Source organism: Burkholderia sp. MSh2 (assembly GCF_000731655.1).
GTDB classification, from domain to species: Bacteria; Pseudomonadota; Gammaproteobacteria; order Burkholderiales; family Burkholderiaceae; genus Burkholderia; species Burkholderia paludis.
Genome location: NZ_JPGM01000036.1, coordinates 84,591 through 103,807 on the forward strand (window position 1 = coordinate 84,591; position 19,217 = coordinate 103,807).

Sequence of the window (19,217 nt, forward strand, 5' to 3'; positions counted from 1 at the left end):
AGTCGCTCCTTGCGCACGAGGCGGCGGGCGGGGAGCGGCCGTGACGTTATCGACGCACGAGCGCTCCCCGCCGCGTCGCGTCAGGCGCGATCGGCTGTGGATCGGAGAATGCGGGAACGCTCGCCGGCGCGTGCGGTGCGACCGGAGGGACGATGCGCAGCGTCGCACCGGCGAGCGGTAATCGACTACTGTCGTCTGAGTTCATCTGCACTCCTGTCGGTTGCGGATAGTCGGCGCGGGCGATCGACGGCGCCGCACGCACGAAGGCGTACGGCCGGACGGCACGCGAACGGAATGCGCGCGCGGCTGGCGCTGCGCGCAACGCGAACGCACGCGCGACGGCGCGTCGCATGCGTTCGACAACATCGAAAATTCGGCGGGAGATCCGGCCGTTCAGGCCGGAAAGACGCCGCATCCTGCTTCCCGGGATGCGGCAGAAGACGAGGCTCTGCGCGTTTTCCTCAGGCAGCAGTCAAGTTGGTCAAGCACCAACTACAACTCGCATCGGTGTTCACAGAACACTCCATGTAATTAGACGGGAGCGATGGTAATGGGTCGCTGTGCGAAGCGTCAACCCTTTTGTCAGCTGTTATTTCGAGAAACGTAATCGGGTCGAGGTGCGGGCGGCGAGGCGCGGGACGGGCCGCAACAAAATGGCCGCGCGCACGCCGGATCGGCATGCGCGCGGCCGCGCGGGAGAGGGTGGCGGTTACGGGTTGGCCGATGCGACGGCGGCCCCTGCATCGAGGATGCCCGAGCCTGCCGGCATCGCGGTGCAGGACGTGCTGGCCGACAGCTTGGTCGTGCGCGTGCCGCCCTGCAGCTTCTGCTGGATCTGCGTGGGCGTGAGGTTGCTGTTGATCGACAGCATCAGCGCGGCGACCCCCGTCACCTGCGGCGTCGCGAGGCTGGTGCCGTTCGCCAGACCGTAGGTGTCCGAGCCCGGCGTCGTCGTGCCGGTGTTCGACGTCGACAGGATGTTGACGCCCGGCGCGCTCAGTGTGACGTCGGAGCCGAAGTTGCTGAACGATGCGCGCAGGCCGTTCGTGTCGGTCGCGCCGACGCTGATCACGCCGCGGCAGTTCGCGGGCTGGTCGAGCCCGGTCGACAGGCCGTCGTTGCCGGCCGCGACGACCACGGTCACGCCCTTCGCGGTCACGTCGTCGATCGCCTGCTGGAACGTCGTGCTGCACGTGCCGACGCCGCCGAGGCTCAGGTTGATGACCTTGGCGGGCGTCGGGTTGTTCGGCACGCCGCTCACCGGAATGCCGGCTGCCCAGCGCATCCCGTCCGCGATGTCGCTCGTGGTGCCGCCGCACTTGCCGAGCACGCGCACCGGCAGGATCTGGCCGAGCCACGAGATGCCGGCGATGCCGACGCCGTTGTTGGCGGTCGCACCGATCACGCCCATCACGCGCGTGCCGTGCCAGCTGCTGTTGCTCGGCTCGCTCGCGCATTGATAGTACGGGCCGCTCGCGTTGCTGAGGTCCTGCTGCGTGACCCAGTCGCCCGGATCGGTTGCATCGGGGCCGCGCGTCTCGCCGTTGTTGCTGGTGTTGACGTTGCTGATGAAGTTGTAGCCGGGCAGCAGGTTGCCGATGAGGTCGGCATGCGGACGGTAGCCGGTGTCGAGCACGGCCGTGACGACGGTCGGCGAACCCTTGGTCACGGTCCACGCCGGCGGCATGTCGATGCCGGCGGTCGGGTCGAACAGGTACCACTGCTGGCTGTAGAGCGGATCGCTCGGCGTGTCGCGAATCCGCATCGGGTGATCCGGTTCCGCGTAGTCGACGTCCGCATCGGCCGCGAACGCCTGCGCGAGCGCGGCCGCGTCGCTGGCCGCGATGCGCTGGCCGATCGACAGCACGGCGGCGCCGCTCGAGATCGTCCGCTCGACCTGCACGTTCAGCTGCGTTTGCGGGATCGTGCTCGCATAGGCGCGTGCGCTGCCGGTGGCCGGCGCCGTCCAGCGCGTCATCGAGCGCTGGATGACCGCATTGAGCCGCGTCCCGTCGTCGGTCGCGGCCATCGCACGCGTGGCCGTCAGCGTCTTCAGCTTGACGATCAGGTGATCGATCGGCGGTTCGGTCGGGGCAGCCTGCGCGGTCTGCGTGGTCTGCGCCGCCATCTGCACGGCGGCCTGCTGGGTCGCGCAGGCATTGCTGCCGGTCGTGGTGGGCGTGGGCGTCGGGGCCGGCGTCGGGGCCGGCGCCGGTGCCGCATTGGAGGAAGACGGGTTGCTGCCGTCGCCGCCGCCACCGCCGCCGCAACCGGCGAGGGGCAGGAGGGCCGCGGCGGACAACATGCCGGCGAGCATGCGCACATGTGCGGAGCGCGCCAGCGCGATATTGAAACGTTTGGTTCTCATGTTGAAACTCGATCCTCGTAGATAACCGTCGTGCCGGCGGTGGCGCCGGTCCGGCAATGCCGGACCTTGTCGTTTTTTTCTGGCGGCCGCAGCGGGGTTGCTGCGTCGCGCCATGCACTGGGTAACGGCGTGCGCGACGGCTTCTTGAGTGCGTTTCACGAGAAAAAACGGGGCGGGCGCAAACGATTACGTTGCTGCGTCGCAGCACGAACGCACGTTTGGAACGGCCGGTACGGAAGGCCGCCGCGGGGTCGTGCGCGTCCGCTCGGGCGGGGCGTCCGGCGCGGGCGGCGTTGCGCGGCACGGAAAACGTCTTTCAGCGCGCGGCCACGCTGGAAGGTTGTTTACGCATCGCCTGATGCGATGCGAATTTTTGTCGGGCGTACGATCGCGATTCGATCAACCTTTCGTCAGGAGAAAAGCATGGATCGCCGCTTCCGTTGGCTGGCTGTCGCGTTGTCCTGTGCGCTGGCGGGCGCCGCGCACGCACAGGCCCTCACCGGTACGCTGAAGAAGATCAAGGACACCGGCGTCGTGTCGCTGGGCATTCGCGAATCGTCGGTGCCGTTCTCGTATTCGGACAACCAGCAGAAGAACATCGGCTATTCGCGCGATATCGCGTCGCGCATCGTCGACCGGCTGAAGACGGAACTGAACCTGCCGAACCTCGCGGTGAAGGAGATTCCGATCACGTCGCAGAACCGGATTCCGCTGCTGCAGAACGGGACGATCGATTTCGAATGCGGATCGACGACGAACACGCTCGAACGGCAGAAACAGGCCGCGTTCTCGAACAGCATCTTTCTCTACGGCATCCGCTTCAGCACGCGCAAGGATTCCGGCGTGAAGGACTTCTCGGACCTGGCCGGCAAGACGGTCGCGACGACGGCCGGCACGTCGGACGAACGCCTGTTGCGCAAGCTCAACGAAGAGAAGGCGATGAACATGACGATCATCAGCGCGAAGGATCACGCCGAAGCGTTCATGAACGTCACGACCGGGCGCGCGGTGGCGTTCGTGATGGACGAGCCGCTGCTGTACGGCGAAATCGCGAAGGATCGCAACCCGGGCGCGTACACGGTGGCAGGCACGCCGCTCGTCCACGAAAACTATGCGTGCATGATGCGCAGGGACGATCCCGCGTTCAAGCATGTGGTCGACGACGTGATCGCAAGGATGCAGACGTCCGGTGCGGCCGAGAAGCTGTACAACCAGTGGTTCACGCAGCCGATTCCGCCCAAGGGCGTGAGTCTGAACTATCCGCTGTCGGCGGAGATGCGGCAGCTGTTCAGGAATCCGACGGATCAGGCGCAGTACTGATCCGGCGTGGCGCCGAGCGGAGTCCGGCAATGAAAGACCGTCGGCGCATGCCGGCGGTTCCGGGGCGAAAGCGGGATCGGAAAACACGCCGGACCTTGATTTCCGGCCCGCGCGCGGCCGGCGCCGTTGCGCCCGCCGCCATGTACGAACGGCATCGCATCTTCGTCGTTCGCTCAAACGTAACGGCCCGGATCAGCCGCGAACGAATCGTGCGGCTCGCGCAACGCGCCATCGGGAACGTTGACGGTGCCGGATCAAGGCGGCCCCGGCCGCCCCCCGGCCAGCCCATGTCGCCCGGGCCGCAACCGGCATTCAACCGCGTCCGTGCCAGGGACATCCGGCTGCCTGACGCGACAACAGGCACAATACGACATTCGCCACGACGCACGCATGTTCGCATTTCGAACATCGCGCGGCTGCGTCACTGCTGTCCACATCGATCCCGGTCTCCATGAACGCCACGCTTGCCCCTGCGCGCGAGTCGAACTCGCCGCGCTTTCTGCTGTTCCTGATTTGCCTGTTCGCGTCCGCCGGCCAGCTCGCGATCGACATCTACGTACCCGCGCTGCCCGACATGGCGCGTTCGTTCGCGACCACGCCGCAGGCGATCCAGTCGAGCGTGTCGGGCTACATGGCCGCCTATGCGCTCGGCCAGCTCATCTTCGGTCCGATCGCCGACGCCTACGGGCGCAAGCGCGTGCTCGCGTTCGGGCTCGTGATCTATACGATCGGCTGCCTGCTGTCGCTCGGCGCGCAGAACCTCGAGACGTTCGTGCTGGCCCGCTGCCTGCAGGGCTTCGGCATCGCGACCACCAACCTGCTCGCGAAGGCGATCATCACCGATTCGTTTTCCGGGCAGGCGCTGCTGCACGCGTTCACGTACATGTCGATCGCATGGGGGCTCGCGCCGATCGTCGCGCCGGTGATCGGCGCGCACCTGCAGGAATGGTTCGGCTGGCGCGCGTGCCTGGTGTTCCTGCTGGTGTACTCGCTGGTGATGTGGGCGCTGCTGTGGCGCTACCGGGAGACCTTGCCGAAGCCGGTGCATCTCGAGCCGCGCACGCTGGTGACGAACGCGGGCAAGGTGCTGGCGAGCCCGGTGTTCCAGAGCTGCTTCCTCGCGCAGGGGCTGTGCTACAGCATCCTGCTCGTGTTCAACATCGTCGGGCCGTTCATGGTGCAGACCACCTTGCACAAGCCGCCGACCTTCTTCGGCTATCTCGCGCTCGGGATCGGCCTCATGTACTTCCTCGGCGGCCTGTCGAACCGGCTCCACGGGCCCGGGCTGCCGAGCGCCGAGCAGCGGCTGCGCATCGGCGCGCGCACGATGGCGGGCGCGTCGGTCGCGATGCTGGTCCTGGCGCTGACCGTCGGCCTGCGCGTTTGGACGCTCGCGACGCCGGTGCTCGTGATGGGCTTCTGCGCCGGCGCGATGTACCCGACGCTGATGGCCAAGGGCAATTCGCTGTTTCCGCACATCGCCGGCCTGACGAGCGCGATCCTCGGGTGCGCGCTGCTGCTCGTGTCGTCCGCGATGATGGGCCTGGCCGGCTTCGTGTCGATCCACGTGCTGACGCCGCTCGCGGTGTTCTTCGTCGCGCTGTCGTGCATCGTCGTGTGGATGGTCGCCAAGCTGCTGCGCTACCTGTCGCAGCAGCAGGCCGCGCCCGTCGTGTGCGCGAGCGGGGAGGCCGCGTGAGCGCCGCCGCCGGCGGCGCCATGAATCCGGTCGTGCTGAACCGTGTCGCCCGTTCCGACGCCGCCGACCTGATCGCCGCCAACCGCGCGAGCCGGAACCACCATCTGCCCTGGGTCGATTCGTTCGTCGACCAGGCGGGATTCGATCAGTGGTTCTCCCGCTGCCTGACCGGGCCGAACGTCGGCCTCGTCGCGCGTGAGCGCGCGTCGGGGGCGGTGGTCGGCGTGGTGAACCTCAACGAGATCGTCGGCGGCGTGTTCCAGAGTGCGTATCTCGGCTACTACGGAATGGCGGCGTTCAGCCGCCAGGGGCTGATGACGGATGCGTTGCGCGCGGCGATCGGCGTCGCGTTCGGCGAACTCGGGCTGCATCGGCTCGAGGCCAACATCCAGCCCGGCAACCTCGCGTCGATCGCGCTGGTGCGGCGGCTCGGCTTCGCGAAAGAGGGCTTTTCGCCGCGCTATCTGCGCCTCGGCGGCGAATGGCGCGACCACGAACGGTGGGCGCTGCTGGCTGACGGCACGAGCGAGGCGGACGCCTGACGCCCGATGCGGGCCCGGTGCGTCAGCATCGCAGGCCGCTTACAGCGGGTGGGCCGCGCCTGCCTGAGTCAGAAGCGTAACGGCGACCGGGTCGGGCAATCCGTTGGAGTCGATCGCGCCGGCGTTGGCCAGCGCGACGAGATCGCTGTCGACACCCGGTTGCCCGACCGTGAACGACGTGGTCAGGAACGCCGGGGCCGCGAGCGTCAGCGAATAGCGCTGCTGCAGGTTGCCCGCCACGGCCGATTGCGCGGCCTGCACCGTGTTCGCGCTTCCCATCGCTTGCCGGTACCGCGCATTGCCCTGGAAATTGCCGATCAGCCCGGCCGTGTTCGTGCCGAGCTGGGCCGCGAGATAGACCAGCAGCAGCTCGGTCTCGGGCGTCGTATTGAACGTGCCGCCCGCGTAGGCGAGCGAATGCAGGCTCGTGCCGCCCGACGTGACGGTGATCGCGCACGGCAGCACGGCGTTGACGGTCACGCTGTAGTTGCCGCCGCCGTCCGTCAGCGTCGTCGCGGAGCCCGTCGCGCAACTGACCGTCACCTGCGCGCTCGCGAGCGCATCGCCCGTGGCGGCCGTGCCCGACAGTGCGACGGCTTGCGTGTTGTCGTTGAAGCAGACATCCACGCCGAAGCAGGCATCGCCGTTGCACGCCTGCAGCGTCGAGACGGCGGCAATGCAGAGGGCGCCCAGCGCGGGGCGGCGGAAGCGGAAGTGCTGGATACGCAGGTTCATGGTCGCTGGCCTCGTATGAAGTGGGGCAACCGGCACGCGCCGCAGCGGCGCCGTTTGCATTCTACGTCCGACATCGGGGCGGTACGACGGGATCCTGAAATGACGAAGGCCTGAGCCGGCCCGCTTTCACCGGGACGGTGCGGTGCTATGGCGGGCAGATCCGCCGGCGCGCGGCCGTCGCGATCGCGACGCGCGGCGGCGACCGGCCGCGTCCGGATTTCAGCGTCGCGAACCGGGCGGCGATCCCGGCCGAGCCTCGGCCCGATTCCTCCGTCCGGCGGCCGCCGAATGCGAGCACGGCCGGCGAACCCGGCCGCCGCGCGCGCTCAGGGCTTGCGTGCGGCCGTCTTTGCGAACGCGCCGCGCACCTCGAAGCTGATCGCATCCGCGACGTTGCCGCGCGCATCGACGAGTTCGAGGCGATGCCGCCCCGGCCACGGCATCCACGCGATGCGATCGGCGCGCCCGATCACCTTGTCGTCGAGCCGCCATGCGAACTTGGCGGTGCGCCCGGCCGAGCGCTCGAACCAGATCCGCTGGTTCTTCGGCGGAATGTCCGGATCGATCGCGAAGATCGTGCCGTCGGTCGGCGCGCCGATCGTCAGCGGCGCGCGTGCGCCGTCCTTGCCCGGGGTGACGGGCGCGGCGAGCCGGACCGTGTCGAGCGCCGTGCCCGCGACGAACCACTCGTTGCGGGACGGTTCGATATCGCGTTCGAACGTAATGCGGCGCGTCTCGACGCCGGCGGGCGGGCGCGGCGCGCGGCTCGGCTGGTCGCGGTGCAGGTAGCCGACCACCGCCGACCACACGGGCGACGCGCCGGTGACGCCCGAGACGTCCCACATCGGCGAGCCGTCCGCATTGCCCACCCACACGCCGACCGTATAGCGCGACGTGAAGCCGACGGTCCAGTTGTCGCGCATGTCCTTGCTCGTGCCGGTCTTGACTGCCGAGAAGAAGCGCGTCGCGAGCGGGTTGTCGAAACCGAACGTGCGCACGCGCGCGTTGTTGTCGGCAATGATGTCCGTGACGACGAAGCTGGCCGCCTCGCTGAACACGCGCGTGCCGGCGTCCGCCTTCGCGGGGGCCGACGCGCCGGCCGCCGGCGTCGGCGCCGGCAGGTCGACGACCTTGCGCGCGACGCCGCCGTTCGCCAGCGCGCGATAGGCGTTGGTCAGCGACAGCAGCGTGACGTCCGCGCTGCCGAGCGCGAGGCTGAAACCGTAGTAGTCGCCTTCCTGCGTGAGCGGCAGGCCGAGCGCGGTCAGCGTGCGCGCGAAGCGGTGCGGCGTGACGAGCACGAGCGTGCGCACGGCCGGGACGTTCAGCGAGCCGCCGAGCGCGCTGCGCACGCTTACCCAGCCCTTGAAATCCTTGTCGTAGTTCTGCGGGATGTACAGGCCGCCGCCGGTGGCGAGGTTGATCGGCGCGTCGTCCAGCAGCGACGCGGCCGTCAGCCGCTTCTCGTCGATCGCCTGCGCATAGAGGAACGGCTTGAGCGTCGAGCCGGCCTGGCGCGGCGCGAGCACGGCGTCGACGTCGCGCGCGCTCGACAGCGCGCCGGACGATCCGACCCACGCGCGAATCTCGCCGGTCGCGTTGTCGATCACGACGACCGCGCCATCCTGCACGTTGCGGCGGTGCGCGGGCGCGTTCAGTTCGGTCAGCGCGCGCATCAGCGTATCGCGCGCGAAGCGCTGCAGCGGCGCATCCAGCGTCGTGCGGACCTGCGCGCCGGCCGCCGGCCGGACCTCGGCCGCGATGCGGCGCGCGAAGTGCGGCGCGAGGGCGGCGCCGTCGTCGCGCGCGGCGCCGGCCGGACGCGCGGTGACGAGCTGCACGTAGCCGTCGAGCGACGCGCATGCCTGCTCGGCATGCATGTCGCGCAGGATCCGGCATGCGCGCTCGGCGATTTTCGCGGGCGAGGCATTCGGCGCGCGCACGAGCGCGGCCGCGATCGCGGCCTCGCGCGCGTCGAGCCCCGACGGCGCCTTGCCGAACAGCACCTGCGACAGGGCGGCGAGCCCGACCGTCTCGCCGCGGAACGGCACCAGGTTCAGGTAGGCCTCGAGGATCTGGTCCTTGCGCCAGCCGCGTTCGAGCAGCAACGCGTTGACCGCCTGCGTGGCCTTCTGCGGCAGCGAGCGCTGGCCCGAGCGGCGCTGCGCGTCGCCGAGCAAGCCGGCGAGCTGCATCGTGACGGTCGACGCGCCGCGCGTGCGCTCGTTCCACAGGTTGCCCCATGCGGCGCCGGCGATCCCGCGCCAGTCGACGCCGCTGTGCTCATGGAAGCGCTTGTCCTCGGACACGACGATCGCCTCGCGAAACGCGGGCGAGACGTCCGCGAGCGACACCCAGTCGCCGCGCCGTTCGGTGAGGTCGACGCGCGTGCGCTGCAGCGGGGTGCCGTCGCGGGCGAGCAGTACCCAGTCGGAGCTGCGCCAGTTGCGGCGCACTTCGTCGTAGTTCGGCAGCGCATGCGCGACAAGCGGCATGGCCAGCACGACGGCGACGACTACGCGGCCGGCGAAACGCGCCGGCCGCGGCAATACCCGATCGATCATCACGGCCTCGTTACTTGCCCGCGTCGGCCGGTTTCACGGTCATCGGCGGGTTCGGCCACAGGCCGTACACGGACGGCGCGTACAGCGCCTCGACGCGCGTGGGCGGCAGCCCGAACGTGCCGACGTTGTTCAGCCGCACCGTGTACTCGACCGAGAATTTGCCCTTCGGCAAATAGTCGTAATACGCGCGGTAGCCGTCGAAATCGCGTTCGACGAACGCGGGCCACGCGCCGTCCGGCGTTTTCTCGCCCTGCGTGGCGGCCTCGGAGTCGCGGCCGAGGCCCGAACCGAGGATCGTCGCGCCGGACGGGATCGGATCGTTGACGACGACCCACGTCATGTCGCTCTGCGCATCGATGTCGAGATGCACGCGCACGACGTCGCCGCGTGTCAGCACGCCCTTGACGGCGGGCGACATGGGGGTGACGGTCTTCGTGATCCGGTAGCCGGCCGCGAACGGCGCACGCAGCGGCACGGCCGCGAGGCTTTCGATCGTCGCCCACGGGCGGCCCGTGCCGTCCTGCGTGACGGACAGCGTGGCCGGCGCCTGCGACGCGCGCGGCCATGACAGCAGCACGCTGCGGGCGGCGGCGGCACGCGTGGCGGCGGTGGCCGACGCCGGCGTGTCGGCGGGCGCCGGCGCCTGCGACCACGAGATCGTGCGTTCGTCGCCGCCGAGCGCGACTTTCGTCGCGCCGGCAACCGGCGTGCTCTCGTAGGTGCGCGAGAAGCGCTCGACCGCCAGCAGGCCGAGTGCGTTCGACGTGGTGGTCTGCCACGCGCCCTGGCGCTGCAGGGCGAGCAGGCCGGCGGTGACGCGCGGCATCTCGTCCTTCCACGCCGGGTCGCCGGCGAATTCCAGCGCGAGACGCGCCGCGTTGGTCTCGTTGCTGGTCATCAGCCACCACAGGTCGTCGTCGCGCGCGGTGGAGAACACGAGCTGCGTGCCCTGGTACGTGAGGCGCGCCCGCAGGATCTGTTCGACCTGCGCGCGCTTCTCGTCGCGTTGCGGGATGTCCTTCACGCGCGTGAGGATCGCGTGATAGTCGATCACCGCCGACGTCGGCCACTGGTTCGGCGCGATCTCGATCGAGCCGAGCATGCGGCCCTGCGCGGCGCCGTAGCGCGACAGCGCCTCGATCGCGGCGAGCTTGCGCAGGTCGCGATCCTGGCGCGGCGCCCACGTGTTGCGCTCGATGCGGCCGTCGACGAAGCGCGCGAGCCCGGCCTCGAGCTGCGTGCGTACATCTTCCGGCAGCGCGAAGCGCGGATCGAGACGGCTGGCTTCGTCGGACACCACGAGCAGATACGACGACAGCGTCGCGCTGCCCGCGTGCGAATCGTCGGACGACGGCGGGAAGTAGCTCGCGAGCCCGTCGCTGTCGAGATAGACGGGCATGCGGGCGACCAGCGCCTGCCATTGCGCGGGGTCGCGCAGGCCGATCGCGCGCGACGTCTGCTGCTCGAGGCAGCGGTACGGATAGCGCTCGAACCAGCGCCGCACGCCCGGCAGGCCGTCGGCGAGCTTCGATTGCAGCGAGACGGCGATGCCGCCGCGCGGCGCGCCCTGCGCGTTGTTCGCGGCGCCGGCCGGCGCCGACACGGGCACCGTCAGCGTGCCGTCGACCTGCGCGAGCGTGGCCTGCTGCACGGTCACCGGCAGCGCGGGCACGACCTTCTGCGCGACCGCCAGCGCGTCGGACGCGCGCTTGCCGCCTTGCTCGGCGGCCTCGATGCGCCAGTTCAGCGCGCCGGCCGCGTCGAGCGCCTGCTCGGGCACGGTGATCGTCCATGCGACTTCGGTCGCCGTGTTGGCCGCGAGCGACACGGTTTGCGGCGCGACGTCGAGGCCGGTCACGCGCGGCGTGACGACGACCTGCATCGCGCGGTCGGTCGTGTTGCGCAGCGTCACTTGCGCCCGGAACGCGTCGCCTTCGCGCACCAGCGGCGGCAGGCCCGAGATCAGTTGCAGGTCCTGGGTGCTGCGGATCGACGTGCTGCCCGAGCCGAAGCGGTCCGGGCCGACCGCCGCGATCGCGACGATGCGGAAGCTCGTCAGCGCGTCGTTCAGCGGCACCTCGACGGTCGCGCTGCCGTTGGCGTCCAGCGTCACGCGCGGATTCCACAGCAGCAGGGTGTCGAACAGCTCGCGCGTCGGCGCGCTGCCGCCGCCGCCGCCGGCCGGCACGGCCTTGCGGCCGAAATGGCGGCGGCCGACGATTTCCATCTGCGCGGTGGCCGTCTCGACGCCGTACGCGCGCCGCCGCAACATCGCGTCGAGCAGGTCCCAGCTGTTGTTCGGCATCAGTTCGAGCAGCGCCTCGTCGACGGCCGCGACCGCGATCTGCGTGCCGGCCGGCGCGGGCTGGCCGTTCGGCAGCGTGACCTTCACGTGCGCCTGGGCCTTGCCGCGCACCGTGTAGCGCGTCGCGTCGGTCGTCACGGTCACGCCGAGGCGATGGGCGCCCGTGCCGACCTTGATCTCGCCGAGGCCGTAGCGGAACGCGGGCTTCGACAGGTCGACGAACGCGGTCGGCGCTTCATAGTGACGGCCTTCGCGCCAGAATGCGCGCGCCCATTCGATCGGCGCCTTCCAGCCCCACGTGAAGAACGAGTACCACGGCACCTCGCGGATCCGGCCGCGCAGCGCGAGCACCGAGACGTAGACGTTCGGCCCCCACGTGTCGCCGACCTTCAGGTCGACGGTCGGGTTCTTGCCGTTCAGCTCGACCACATGCGTTTCCATCACGCCGCCGCGCTCGACCGCGACCAGCGCGGTCGCGTAGCGGAACGGCATCCGCACCTGGAAGCGGGCGGTCTCGCCCGGTTCGTACGAGGTCTTTTCCGGGATCACGTCGATCCGGTCGGTGTTGTCGCCGCCGAACCAGAGCTCGTCCTCGCGCGTGACCCATACCGACGTCGACGCGTTCGACGTGTGGCCGTCGCCGTCCTTCGCGACCGCGATCAGCTGCACGTTGCCGGCCTGTTCGAGCGTCGCGTCGCAAGCCATGCGGCCCTTGTCGTCGGTCTTGCCCGAGCACAGCACGCCCAGATCGCGCGTGTCGCTCTTGTTGTCGTACGCATAGAAGCCGCCGACCATGCGCTTGCGCGACGAGGTCGTGACGTGCGCGACGCCCTTGATCTCGATCGGCACCGACGCGCGCGGCTTGCCCTGCAGGTCGACCGCCAGCGCCTGCACGGGCACGCGCTGGCCGACCGACACCCAGTGGCCGGCCTTGATGCCGGCCGCGACGGCGGCAGGCCACAGGATCGTGTCGCCGCGGATCGTCTGCACTTCGCCGTTCGGGTCGGCGAACGTCGCCTCGAGCGCGATGCGCTTCGGCGCGTCGACGTCGGGCAGGCCCTTGAGCGTGACCGAGCCGGCGCCGTTGCGGTCGAGCGTCAGCGGCAGCTTGTCGGCGATCAGCTTCGTCGCATCGGGATCGTTGTTCGACGCCGACGCGTTGTCGCCGTCCTGCGAATCGTCGTCGGCGTTGCCGTCGCCCGTGTCGGGGCGATACGGCGTGAAGCTGAAATCCTCGAAACGATCGGCGAACGGCGGCGTCGCCCACTTCATCAGCGCGGACACCTGCACGGGCAGGTTCGATGCGCCGCCGCCCGACACGTAGTCGATCTGCACCGCGAGCGGCGCCTCCTTCACGGCGACGAGCGGGCTCTTCTGCGCGTCGCGCGCGCCGATCGAACCCTTCAGCACCGGCAGGCGGAACGCCTCGACGCGGAAGCTGCCACTGTAATAAGTGGCGGTCGGCGCGTCTTCCGGGCCGCCTTCGAGTTCGACGCTGTATTCGCCGAGCTTCGCGGCGGCCGGCAGCGTGAACTGCGTGTCCGCGCTGTGGTCGGCCGCCCACGTGAGCGGCAGCTTGTACGTCTGGCCCGTGCCCAGATGGCGGATCGTCACGCGCGTCGGGTATTGCGACGGGAACGCGAGGCTCTGCAGCGTCTCGGTGCGCAGGAAATGCTTCATCGACACGGTCTCGCCCGCGCGCAGCAGCGTGCGGTCGAACACCGTGTGCGCGCGCACGGTCGGCGCGCTGTCGGTATCGGTCGGCACGTTGAAGCGCCACGACTCGATCCCGCGGTTCCAGCCCGAGCTGACGAACGCCATGTCGGGGCCCGTCTTCGGATCGTTCACGCGCGCCGACACGAAGTAGTCGTCGAAGCGTTGCTCCGAATCGGACGAATTGCATGCGCGCTTCGGCTCGAACGCGCCGTCGATCTTCAGCAGGCCCTGCGCGTCGGTCTTGCCGGAGGCGATCTCGTCGCCGTTGCAGTCCGACACGCGGATCTGCGCGTTCGGCACGGGCTTGCCCTTGTCGAGCGTCGTGACCCACACGAGGTTGTTCTCGCGGCCCTGTTTCAGGTGCACGCCGAGGTTCGTGACGAGCACGGTGGTGCGCACGTACATGCTCGACGGCTTCGCGAGCAGCGAGCGGCCGAGCGCGGGCGACGCGAGTTCGAGCACGTAGAAGCCGGGCTTCTCGATCGGCACGCCGACGACTTCGAACGGGCGCAGCGTCTTCGGGTCGGCCTGCGGCATCGTCAGCGCCTGCACGCCGGGCTGGCCCTTGAGCAGCGTCAGCGAACGCACGTCGATGAGGCGATCCTTCGGCGCGGGCGCCTGCTCGCCGGCCTGGCGCGGCACGTAGACGGCGTGCTGGCCCTTGCGCTGGAGCAGGCCGGGAATCTGGCCGTCGATCGAACCGGCCGTCATCGACCCGTTGTCGAAGCGGTCGACGGTGCGCATCCACTGGCGGATCGCGGTGTCGTCGTTGATCTTCAGGTTGGAGAACTGCGCACCCTTGGTGTTGAGGCCGTCGATATGCAGGTCGGCCTCGACGTTGCGCAGCGTGACGGGCACGAGCGCGGGCGTATCGGGTTCGGCGAAGCGCTCGACGATCCCGAACGTGCCCGACGAGAACTTCGCGAGCGGCGGCATCGGCGCGGTGCGCGTCGCGAGCGGGAACAGGTCGGCGTTGGACAGCGGGCGATCGGTCACGTCGCGCAGGTCGGACGGCAACTCGACCGTCAGGCCGGCCTGCTCGGGCAGCGGCGGGTTGAAGTTGACGGTGGTGACTTCCTCGCTCTTGTCGTCGGCCGCGAAGGTCGGCGACAGCGAACCGTCGGGGCCGCGCAGCTTGATCGCCTCGGCGTTCTTGCGCGAGATCGGCGCATTGAACGACAGCGTGAGCGGGCGCAGCGGCGTGCAGGGCGCCTTCGCGTTCTCGCGTTCGCACGAGAAGCTCGCGGCGAACGGGGCGCGCACGGCGAAATCGAAGCGCCGTTCCGTTTCGTTCGGGATGCCGCTCGGGCTCGTGACGCCCTTGCCGTAGACGAGCTGCATCTTCGCGCTCGCCGGCAGCGCCTGCGCGCACGACAGCGTCAGCACGCGCGCGGCGTCCTGCTTCAGCCCGAAATGGTCGAGCAGCGCGTTGCGCGTATCGTCGTCGGCGGCCGTGACCGGAATGCGGTTGCCGATGCCGGCGGCCTCGCACCAGATGTTCGCGAGCGCCGAGCGCGGTTCGGCCGGGCCGTTCAGCTTCAGCACGAAGACCTGGCGCTCCTCGATCTCGCGCGAGCCGGGGCGCACCGTCACCGGGAACGGGCCGCCCGTCTGGAACGTGAAGCGGCGCTGGCCGCTCGCCGCGTTGCCGGCGACCGAGCGCAGCGTGTCGTTGAGCGCGACCGAGCAGCGCACGCCGGGCGGCAGGTCGTTCTCGAAATCGTAGACCCAGGTCTTGTCGTCGAGCCAGTGACCCTGGCCGCGCGCGGCGGCGGCGTCGTTGCAGGTGACCCGGGCGGGATTCGGCGCGGCGGCCGAGCCGAACGCGACCATCGGCTCGTCGAACTTGACCACCGCCTGCCGGACCTCGGTGACGGTGCCTTGCGGCGACACGCTTACCGTGCGCGCGGCGAGCGCGTGCAGCGATACGGCCGCGGCGCCGCCGAGTGCCGCGACGGCGCCGATGCGCCAGAGCAGCCGGGTGGTGCGGCCGGTTCGATTCGCGTCGTTGTGATTGTTGTGCTGCTTCATCGCTCGATTGCCCTCGGAGGGAAGCTTTCTGTTTGATTGCCCGCGATTCTAACCGACCGCCCGTATACGAGAAACGCACCCGGCAGGATGTCATCGGCGTGCGACACCCGTGCAGATGATTCGAGGCGTTGTCGCGTCGACGACACAAAAATGCGGCGGAATGTCGATTATGTCGGATTGCGGAACATTTAATGAACTATAAAAAGATTGTTCGATCCCGCATGTGCGCGTACATTTCAGGTCCGCGCCAATGTTTGAGAAATATCAAGCGTGGTTTTCCCGAATCCGGTGTTCGAGAGAAGGAAACATGCACAACGACAACACTCCCCACTCGCGTCGCACTGGCGACGCAGCCGCAACCGGCATCACGCGGCGTCAATGGCTGCAGGGCGCACTGGCGCTGACGGCGGCGGGCCTGACGGGCTCGCTGGCGTTGCGGGCCCTCGCAGACGATCCCGGCACCGCGCCGCTCGACACGTTCATGACGCTTTCCGAAGCACTGACCGGCAAGAAGGGGCTGAGCCGCGTGCTCGGCGAACGCTTCCTGCAGGCCTTGCAGAAGGGCTCGTTCAAGACGGCCGACAGCCTGCCGCAACTCGCCGGCGCACTTGCGTCCGGCGCGCTGAATCCCGACCAGGAAGCGCTTGCGCTGAAGATCCTCGAAGCGTGGTATCTCGGCGTCGTCGACGACGTCGTGATTACGTACGAGGAAGCATTAATGTTCGGCGTCGTATCGGATACGCTCGTGATCCCTTCGTATTGCCCCAACAAACCCGGCTTCTGGGCCGAAAAACCGATCGAGAGGCAAGCCTGATGGCCGATACCGATACGCAAAAGGCCGACGTCGTCGTCGTCGGATCGGGTGTCGCGGGCGCGATCGTCGCTCACCAGCTCGCGCTGGCGGGCAAGTCGGTGATCCTGCTGGAAGCCGGGCCGCGCATGCCGCGCTGGGAAATCGTCGAGCGCTTTCGCAACCAGCCCGACAAGACCGATTTCATGGCGCCGTACCCGTCGAGCGCATGGGCGCCGCATCCGGAATACGGCCCGCCGAACGACTACCTGATCCTGAAGGGCGAGCACAAGTTCAACTCGCAGTACATCCGCGCGGTGGGCGGCACGACGTGGCACTGGGCCGCGTCGGCGTGGCGCTTCATTCCGAACGACTTCAGGATGAAGACCGTGTACGGCGTCGGCCGCGACTGGCCGATCCAGTACGACGACATCGAGCATTGGTACCAGCGCGCCGAGGAGGAACTCGGCGTGTGGGGCCCGGGCCCCGAGGAAGACCTGTACTCGCCGCGCAAGGAGCCGTACCCGATGCCGCCGCTGCCGTTGTCGTTCAACGAGCAGACGATCAAGACGGCGCTCAACGGCTACGACCCGAAGTTTCACGTGGTGACCGAGCCGGTCGCGCGCAACAGCCGCCCGTACGACGGCCGGCCGACGTGTTGCGGGAACAACAACTGCATGCCGATCTGCCCGATCGGCGCGATGTACAACGGCATCGTGCACGTCGAGAAGGCGGAGCAGGCCGGCGCGAAGCTGATCGACAGCGCGGTCGTCTACAAGCTCGAAACCGGGCCGGACAAGCGCATCACCGCCGCGATCTACAAGGACAAGACGGGCGCGGACCATCGCGTGGAAGGCAAGTACTTCGTGATCGCCGCGAACGGCATCGAGACGCCGAAGATCCTGCTGATGTCCGCGAACCGCGATTTCCCGAACGGCGTCGCGAACAGTTCCGACATGGTCGGCCGCAACCTGATGGACCATCCGGGCACCGGCGTGTCGTTCTACGCGAACGAGAAGCTGTGGCCGGGGCGCGGCCCGCAGGAGATGACGTCGCTGATCGGTTTCCGCGACGGCCCGTTCCGCGCGACCGAGGCCGCGAAGAAGATCCACCTGTCGAACATGTCGCGCATCAACCAGGAAACGCAGAAGATCTTCAAGGGCGGCAAGCTGATGAAGCCGGGCGAGCTCGATGCGCAGATTCGCGACCGCTCCGCGCGCTACGTGCAGTTCGACTGCTTCCACGAAATCCTGCCGCAACCGGAGAACCGCATCGTGCCGAGCAAGACGGCCACCGACGCGATCGGCATTCCGCGCCCCGAGATCACGTATGCGATCGACGATTACGTGAAGCGTGGCGCGGTGCACACGCGCGAGGTCTATGCGACGGCCGCGAAGGTGCTGGGCGGCACGGAAGTCGTCTTCAACGACGAGTTCGCGCCGAACAACCACATCACGGGCGCGACGATCATGGGCGCGGATGCGCGCGACTCGGTCGTCGACAAGGACTGCCGCACGTTCGACCATCCGAACCTGTTCATCTCGAGCAGCTCGACGATGCCGACCGTCGGTACGGTGAACGTGACGCTGACGATCGCGGCGCTCGCGCTGCGGATGTCGGACACGCTGAAGAAGGAAGTCTGACCGTGCGGAAATCTACTCTCACCTTCCTCGTCGCCGGCTGCCTCGCGCTGCCGGGGCTCGCACGCGCGGCCGACGCGGCCGATCCGGCGCTGGTCAAGCGCGGCGAATACCTCGCGGTCGCGGGCGACTGCATGGCGTGTCACACGGCGAAGGGCGGCAAGCCGTTCGCGGGCGGTCTCGGCATGCCGGTCCCGATGCTCGGCAAGATCTATACGAGCAACATCACGCCCGATCCCGACACGGGCATCGGCAACTGGACGCCCGAGGACTTCGAGCGCGCGGTGCGCCACGGGGTGTCGAAGAACGGCGACAACCTGTATCCGGCGATGCCGTACGTGTCGTACGCGAAGATCAACGACGACGACGTGAAGGCGCTGTATGCATACTTCATGCACGGCGTCGAACCGGTCAGGCAGGCGCCGCCGAAGAACGAGATCCCCGCGCTGCTCAGCATGCGCTGGCCGCTGAAGATCTGGAACTGGCTGTTCCTGAAGGACGGCGCGTACGAGCCGAAGCCGGCGCAGAGCGCCGAGTGGAACCGCGGCGCGTATCTCGTGCAGGGCCTCGCGCACTGCAGCACGTGCCACACGCCGCGCGGCATCGCGATGCAGGAGAAGTCGCTCGACGAGACGGGCGGCAGCTTCCTGTCGGGCTCGGTGCTCGCGGGCTGGGACGGCTACAACATCACGTCCGACCCCAACGCGGGGATCGGCGGCTGGACGCAGCAGCAACTCGTGCAGTACCTGCGCACCGGCAGCGTGCCGGGTCTCGCGCAGGCGGCCGGCCCGATGGCCGAGGCGGTGGAGCACAGCTTCTCGCAGATGACGGAAGCCGACATCGGCGCGATCGCGACGTACATCCGCACGGTGCCGGCCGTCGCCGGCGGCGACGCGAAGCAGTCGCGCTCGTCGTGGGGCAAGCCGGCCGAGGACGGCCTGAAGCTGCGCGGCGTCGCGCTTGCGTCGTCGGGCATCGATCCGGCGCGCCTGTATCTCGGCAACTGCGCGACCTGCCACCAGATGCAGGGCAAGGGGACGCCGGACGGCTATTACCCGCCGTTGTTCCACAACTCGACGGTCGGCGCGCCGAATCCGACCAACCTCGTGCAGGTGATCCTGAACGGCGTGCAGCGCAAGGCCGGCAGCGAGGACGTCGGGATGCCGGCGTTCCGTCACGAGCTGTCGGATGCGCAGATCGCCGCGCTGACGAACTACCTGACCGGGCAGTTCGGCAATCCGGCCGCGAAGGTGACCGAGCAGGACGTCGCGAAGCTGCGCTGATGCGGTGTGCGGCGCGGCAGGGCGATCGCTGACAAGAGGAGGGGCGCAGCACATCGGGCGTTCACCCGATGCCGGTTGTTGCAGGGCGGGGCGGGCGGCGGCGGCGGCCCCCCCCCCCCGGTTCGTTGGCAATCCGGTGCGCCGGGGGCGTTCCCGCGACGCGCATCGCTTTCGTTGATCGACACCATGACACCGAATCAACCGTTTTCGCGCCCCCCCGCGCG

General features: G+C 69.0%; 11 protein-coding genes. 6 read left to right on the forward strand and 5 right to left on the reverse strand.

Going from position 1 to position 19,217, the window contains the following annotated elements; all coding sequences use genetic code 11:
• Positions 1 to 46: 46 nt before the first annotated feature.
• On the reverse strand, positions 47 to 415 hold the full coding sequence (locus GQ57_RS43105; RefSeq protein WP_160257549.1) for a hypothetical protein: 369 nt from the start codon (positions 413 to 415) through the stop codon (positions 47 to 49).
• 294 nt (positions 416 to 709) lie between these two features.
• Positions 710 to 2,368, reverse strand: a complete 1,659-nt coding sequence (locus GQ57_RS23205) for a S8 family peptidase (protein WP_034199120.1) — start codon at positions 2,366 to 2,368, stop codon at positions 710 to 712.
• 423 nt (positions 2,369 to 2,791) lie between these two features.
• On the opposite strand from GQ57_RS23205, the gene GQ57_RS23210 reads away from it, so the two are divergent.
• From GQ57_RS23210 to GQ57_RS23220, 3 genes are all read left to right on the forward strand, one after another.
• Complete coding sequence (locus GQ57_RS23210) at positions 2,792 to 3,688, forward strand: glutamate/aspartate ABC transporter substrate-binding protein (protein WP_052001439.1); 897 nt, start codon at positions 2,792 to 2,794, stop codon at positions 3,686 to 3,688.
• 451 nt (positions 3,689 to 4,139) lie between these two features.
• A complete protein-coding gene (locus GQ57_RS23215) occupies positions 4,140 to 5,387 on the forward strand; it encodes a multidrug effflux MFS transporter (protein ID WP_034199121.1) in 1,248 nt (415 codons plus the stop codon).
• Positions 5,388 to 5,407: 20 nt separating this feature from the next.
• Entirely contained in the window at positions 5,408 to 5,929 is a 522-nt protein-coding gene (locus GQ57_RS23220) for a GNAT family N-acetyltransferase (protein ID WP_034199134.1), read from the forward strand.
• 39 nt (positions 5,930 to 5,968) lie between these two features.
• On the opposite strand, the gene GQ57_RS23225 is transcribed toward GQ57_RS23220, so the two are convergent.
• The 3 genes from GQ57_RS23225 to GQ57_RS23235 form a co-directional block, all read right to left on the reverse strand.
• A complete protein-coding gene (locus GQ57_RS23225) occupies positions 5,969 to 6,664 on the reverse strand; it encodes a hypothetical protein (RefSeq protein WP_034199122.1) in 696 nt (231 codons plus the stop codon).
• Between the two features lie 326 nt (positions 6,665 to 6,990).
• A complete protein-coding gene (gene pbpC, locus GQ57_RS23230) occupies positions 6,991 to 9,228 on the reverse strand; it encodes a penicillin-binding protein 1C (RefSeq protein ID WP_034199123.1) in 2,238 nt (745 codons plus the stop codon).
• Between the two features lie 10 nt (positions 9,229 to 9,238).
• On the reverse strand, positions 9,239 to 15,280 hold the full coding sequence (locus tag GQ57_RS23235; RefSeq protein ID WP_034199124.1) for an alpha-2-macroglobulin family protein: 6,042 nt from the start codon (positions 15,278 to 15,280) through the stop codon (positions 9,239 to 9,241).
• A 307-nt stretch (positions 15,281 to 15,587) separates the two neighbouring features.
• Here GQ57_RS23235 and GQ57_RS23240 point away from each other — a divergent pair, with 307 nt between their 5' ends.
• Genes GQ57_RS23240 through GQ57_RS23250 form a run of 3 tightly spaced genes read left to right on the forward strand, consistent with a single transcriptional unit; the run spans position 15,588 to position 18,993 of the window.
• A complete protein-coding gene (locus GQ57_RS23240; RefSeq protein ID WP_031400523.1) occupies positions 15,588 to 16,094 on the forward strand; it encodes a sugar dehydrogenase complex small subunit in 507 nt (168 codons plus the stop codon).
• Positions 16,094 to 17,713 carry a GMC family oxidoreductase gene (locus tag GQ57_RS23245; protein ID WP_031400524.1) on the forward strand — a complete coding sequence of 540 codons (1,620 nt, stop codon included), beginning with the start codon at positions 16,094 to 16,096 and terminating at the stop codon, positions 17,711 to 17,713. The genes GQ57_RS23240 and GQ57_RS23245 overlap by 1 nt, the downstream gene beginning before the upstream one ends.
• Before the next feature lie 2 nt (positions 17,714 to 17,715).
• Complete coding sequence (locus tag GQ57_RS23250) at positions 17,716 to 18,993, forward strand: c-type cytochrome (protein WP_031400525.1); 1,278 nt, start codon at positions 17,716 to 17,718, stop codon at positions 18,991 to 18,993.
• Positions 18,994 to 19,217: the final 224 nt, after the last annotated feature.

What these genes read in the sequence shown, in the direction of transcription:
- GQ57_RS43105 (WP_160257549.1), bottom strand. Translation starts at nt 415, where the DNA reads ATGCGGCGTCTTTCCGGCCTGAACGGCCGGATCTCCCGCCGAATTTTC.
- GQ57_RS23205 (WP_034199120.1), bottom strand. Translation starts at nt 2,368, where the DNA reads ATGAGAACCAAACGTTTCAATATCGCGCTGGCGCGCTCCGCACATGTG.
- GQ57_RS23210 (WP_052001439.1), top strand. Translation starts at nt 2,792, where the DNA reads ATGGATCGCCGCTTCCGTTGGCTGGCTGTCGCGTTGTCCTGTGCGCTG.
- GQ57_RS23215 (WP_034199121.1), top strand. Translation starts at nt 4,140, where the DNA reads ATGAACGCCACGCTTGCCCCTGCGCGCGAGTCGAACTCGCCGCGCTTT.
- GQ57_RS23220 (WP_034199134.1), top strand. Translation starts at nt 5,408, where the DNA reads ATGAATCCGGTCGTGCTGAACCGTGTCGCCCGTTCCGACGCCGCCGAC.
- GQ57_RS23225 (WP_034199122.1), bottom strand. Translation starts at nt 6,664, where the DNA reads ATGAACCTGCGTATCCAGCACTTCCGCTTCCGCCGCCCCGCGCTGGGC.
- pbpC (WP_034199123.1), bottom strand. Translation starts at nt 9,228, where the DNA reads ATGATCGATCGGGTATTGCCGCGGCCGGCGCGTTTCGCCGGCCGCGTA.
- GQ57_RS23235 (WP_034199124.1), bottom strand. Translation starts at nt 15,280, where the DNA reads ATGAAGCAGCACAACAATCACAACGACGCGAATCGAACCGGCCGCACC.
- GQ57_RS23240 (WP_031400523.1), top strand. Translation starts at nt 15,588, where the DNA reads ATGCACAACGACAACACTCCCCACTCGCGTCGCACTGGCGACGCAGCC.
- GQ57_RS23245 (WP_031400524.1), top strand. Translation starts at nt 16,094, where the DNA reads ATGGCCGATACCGATACGCAAAAGGCCGACGTCGTCGTCGTCGGATCG.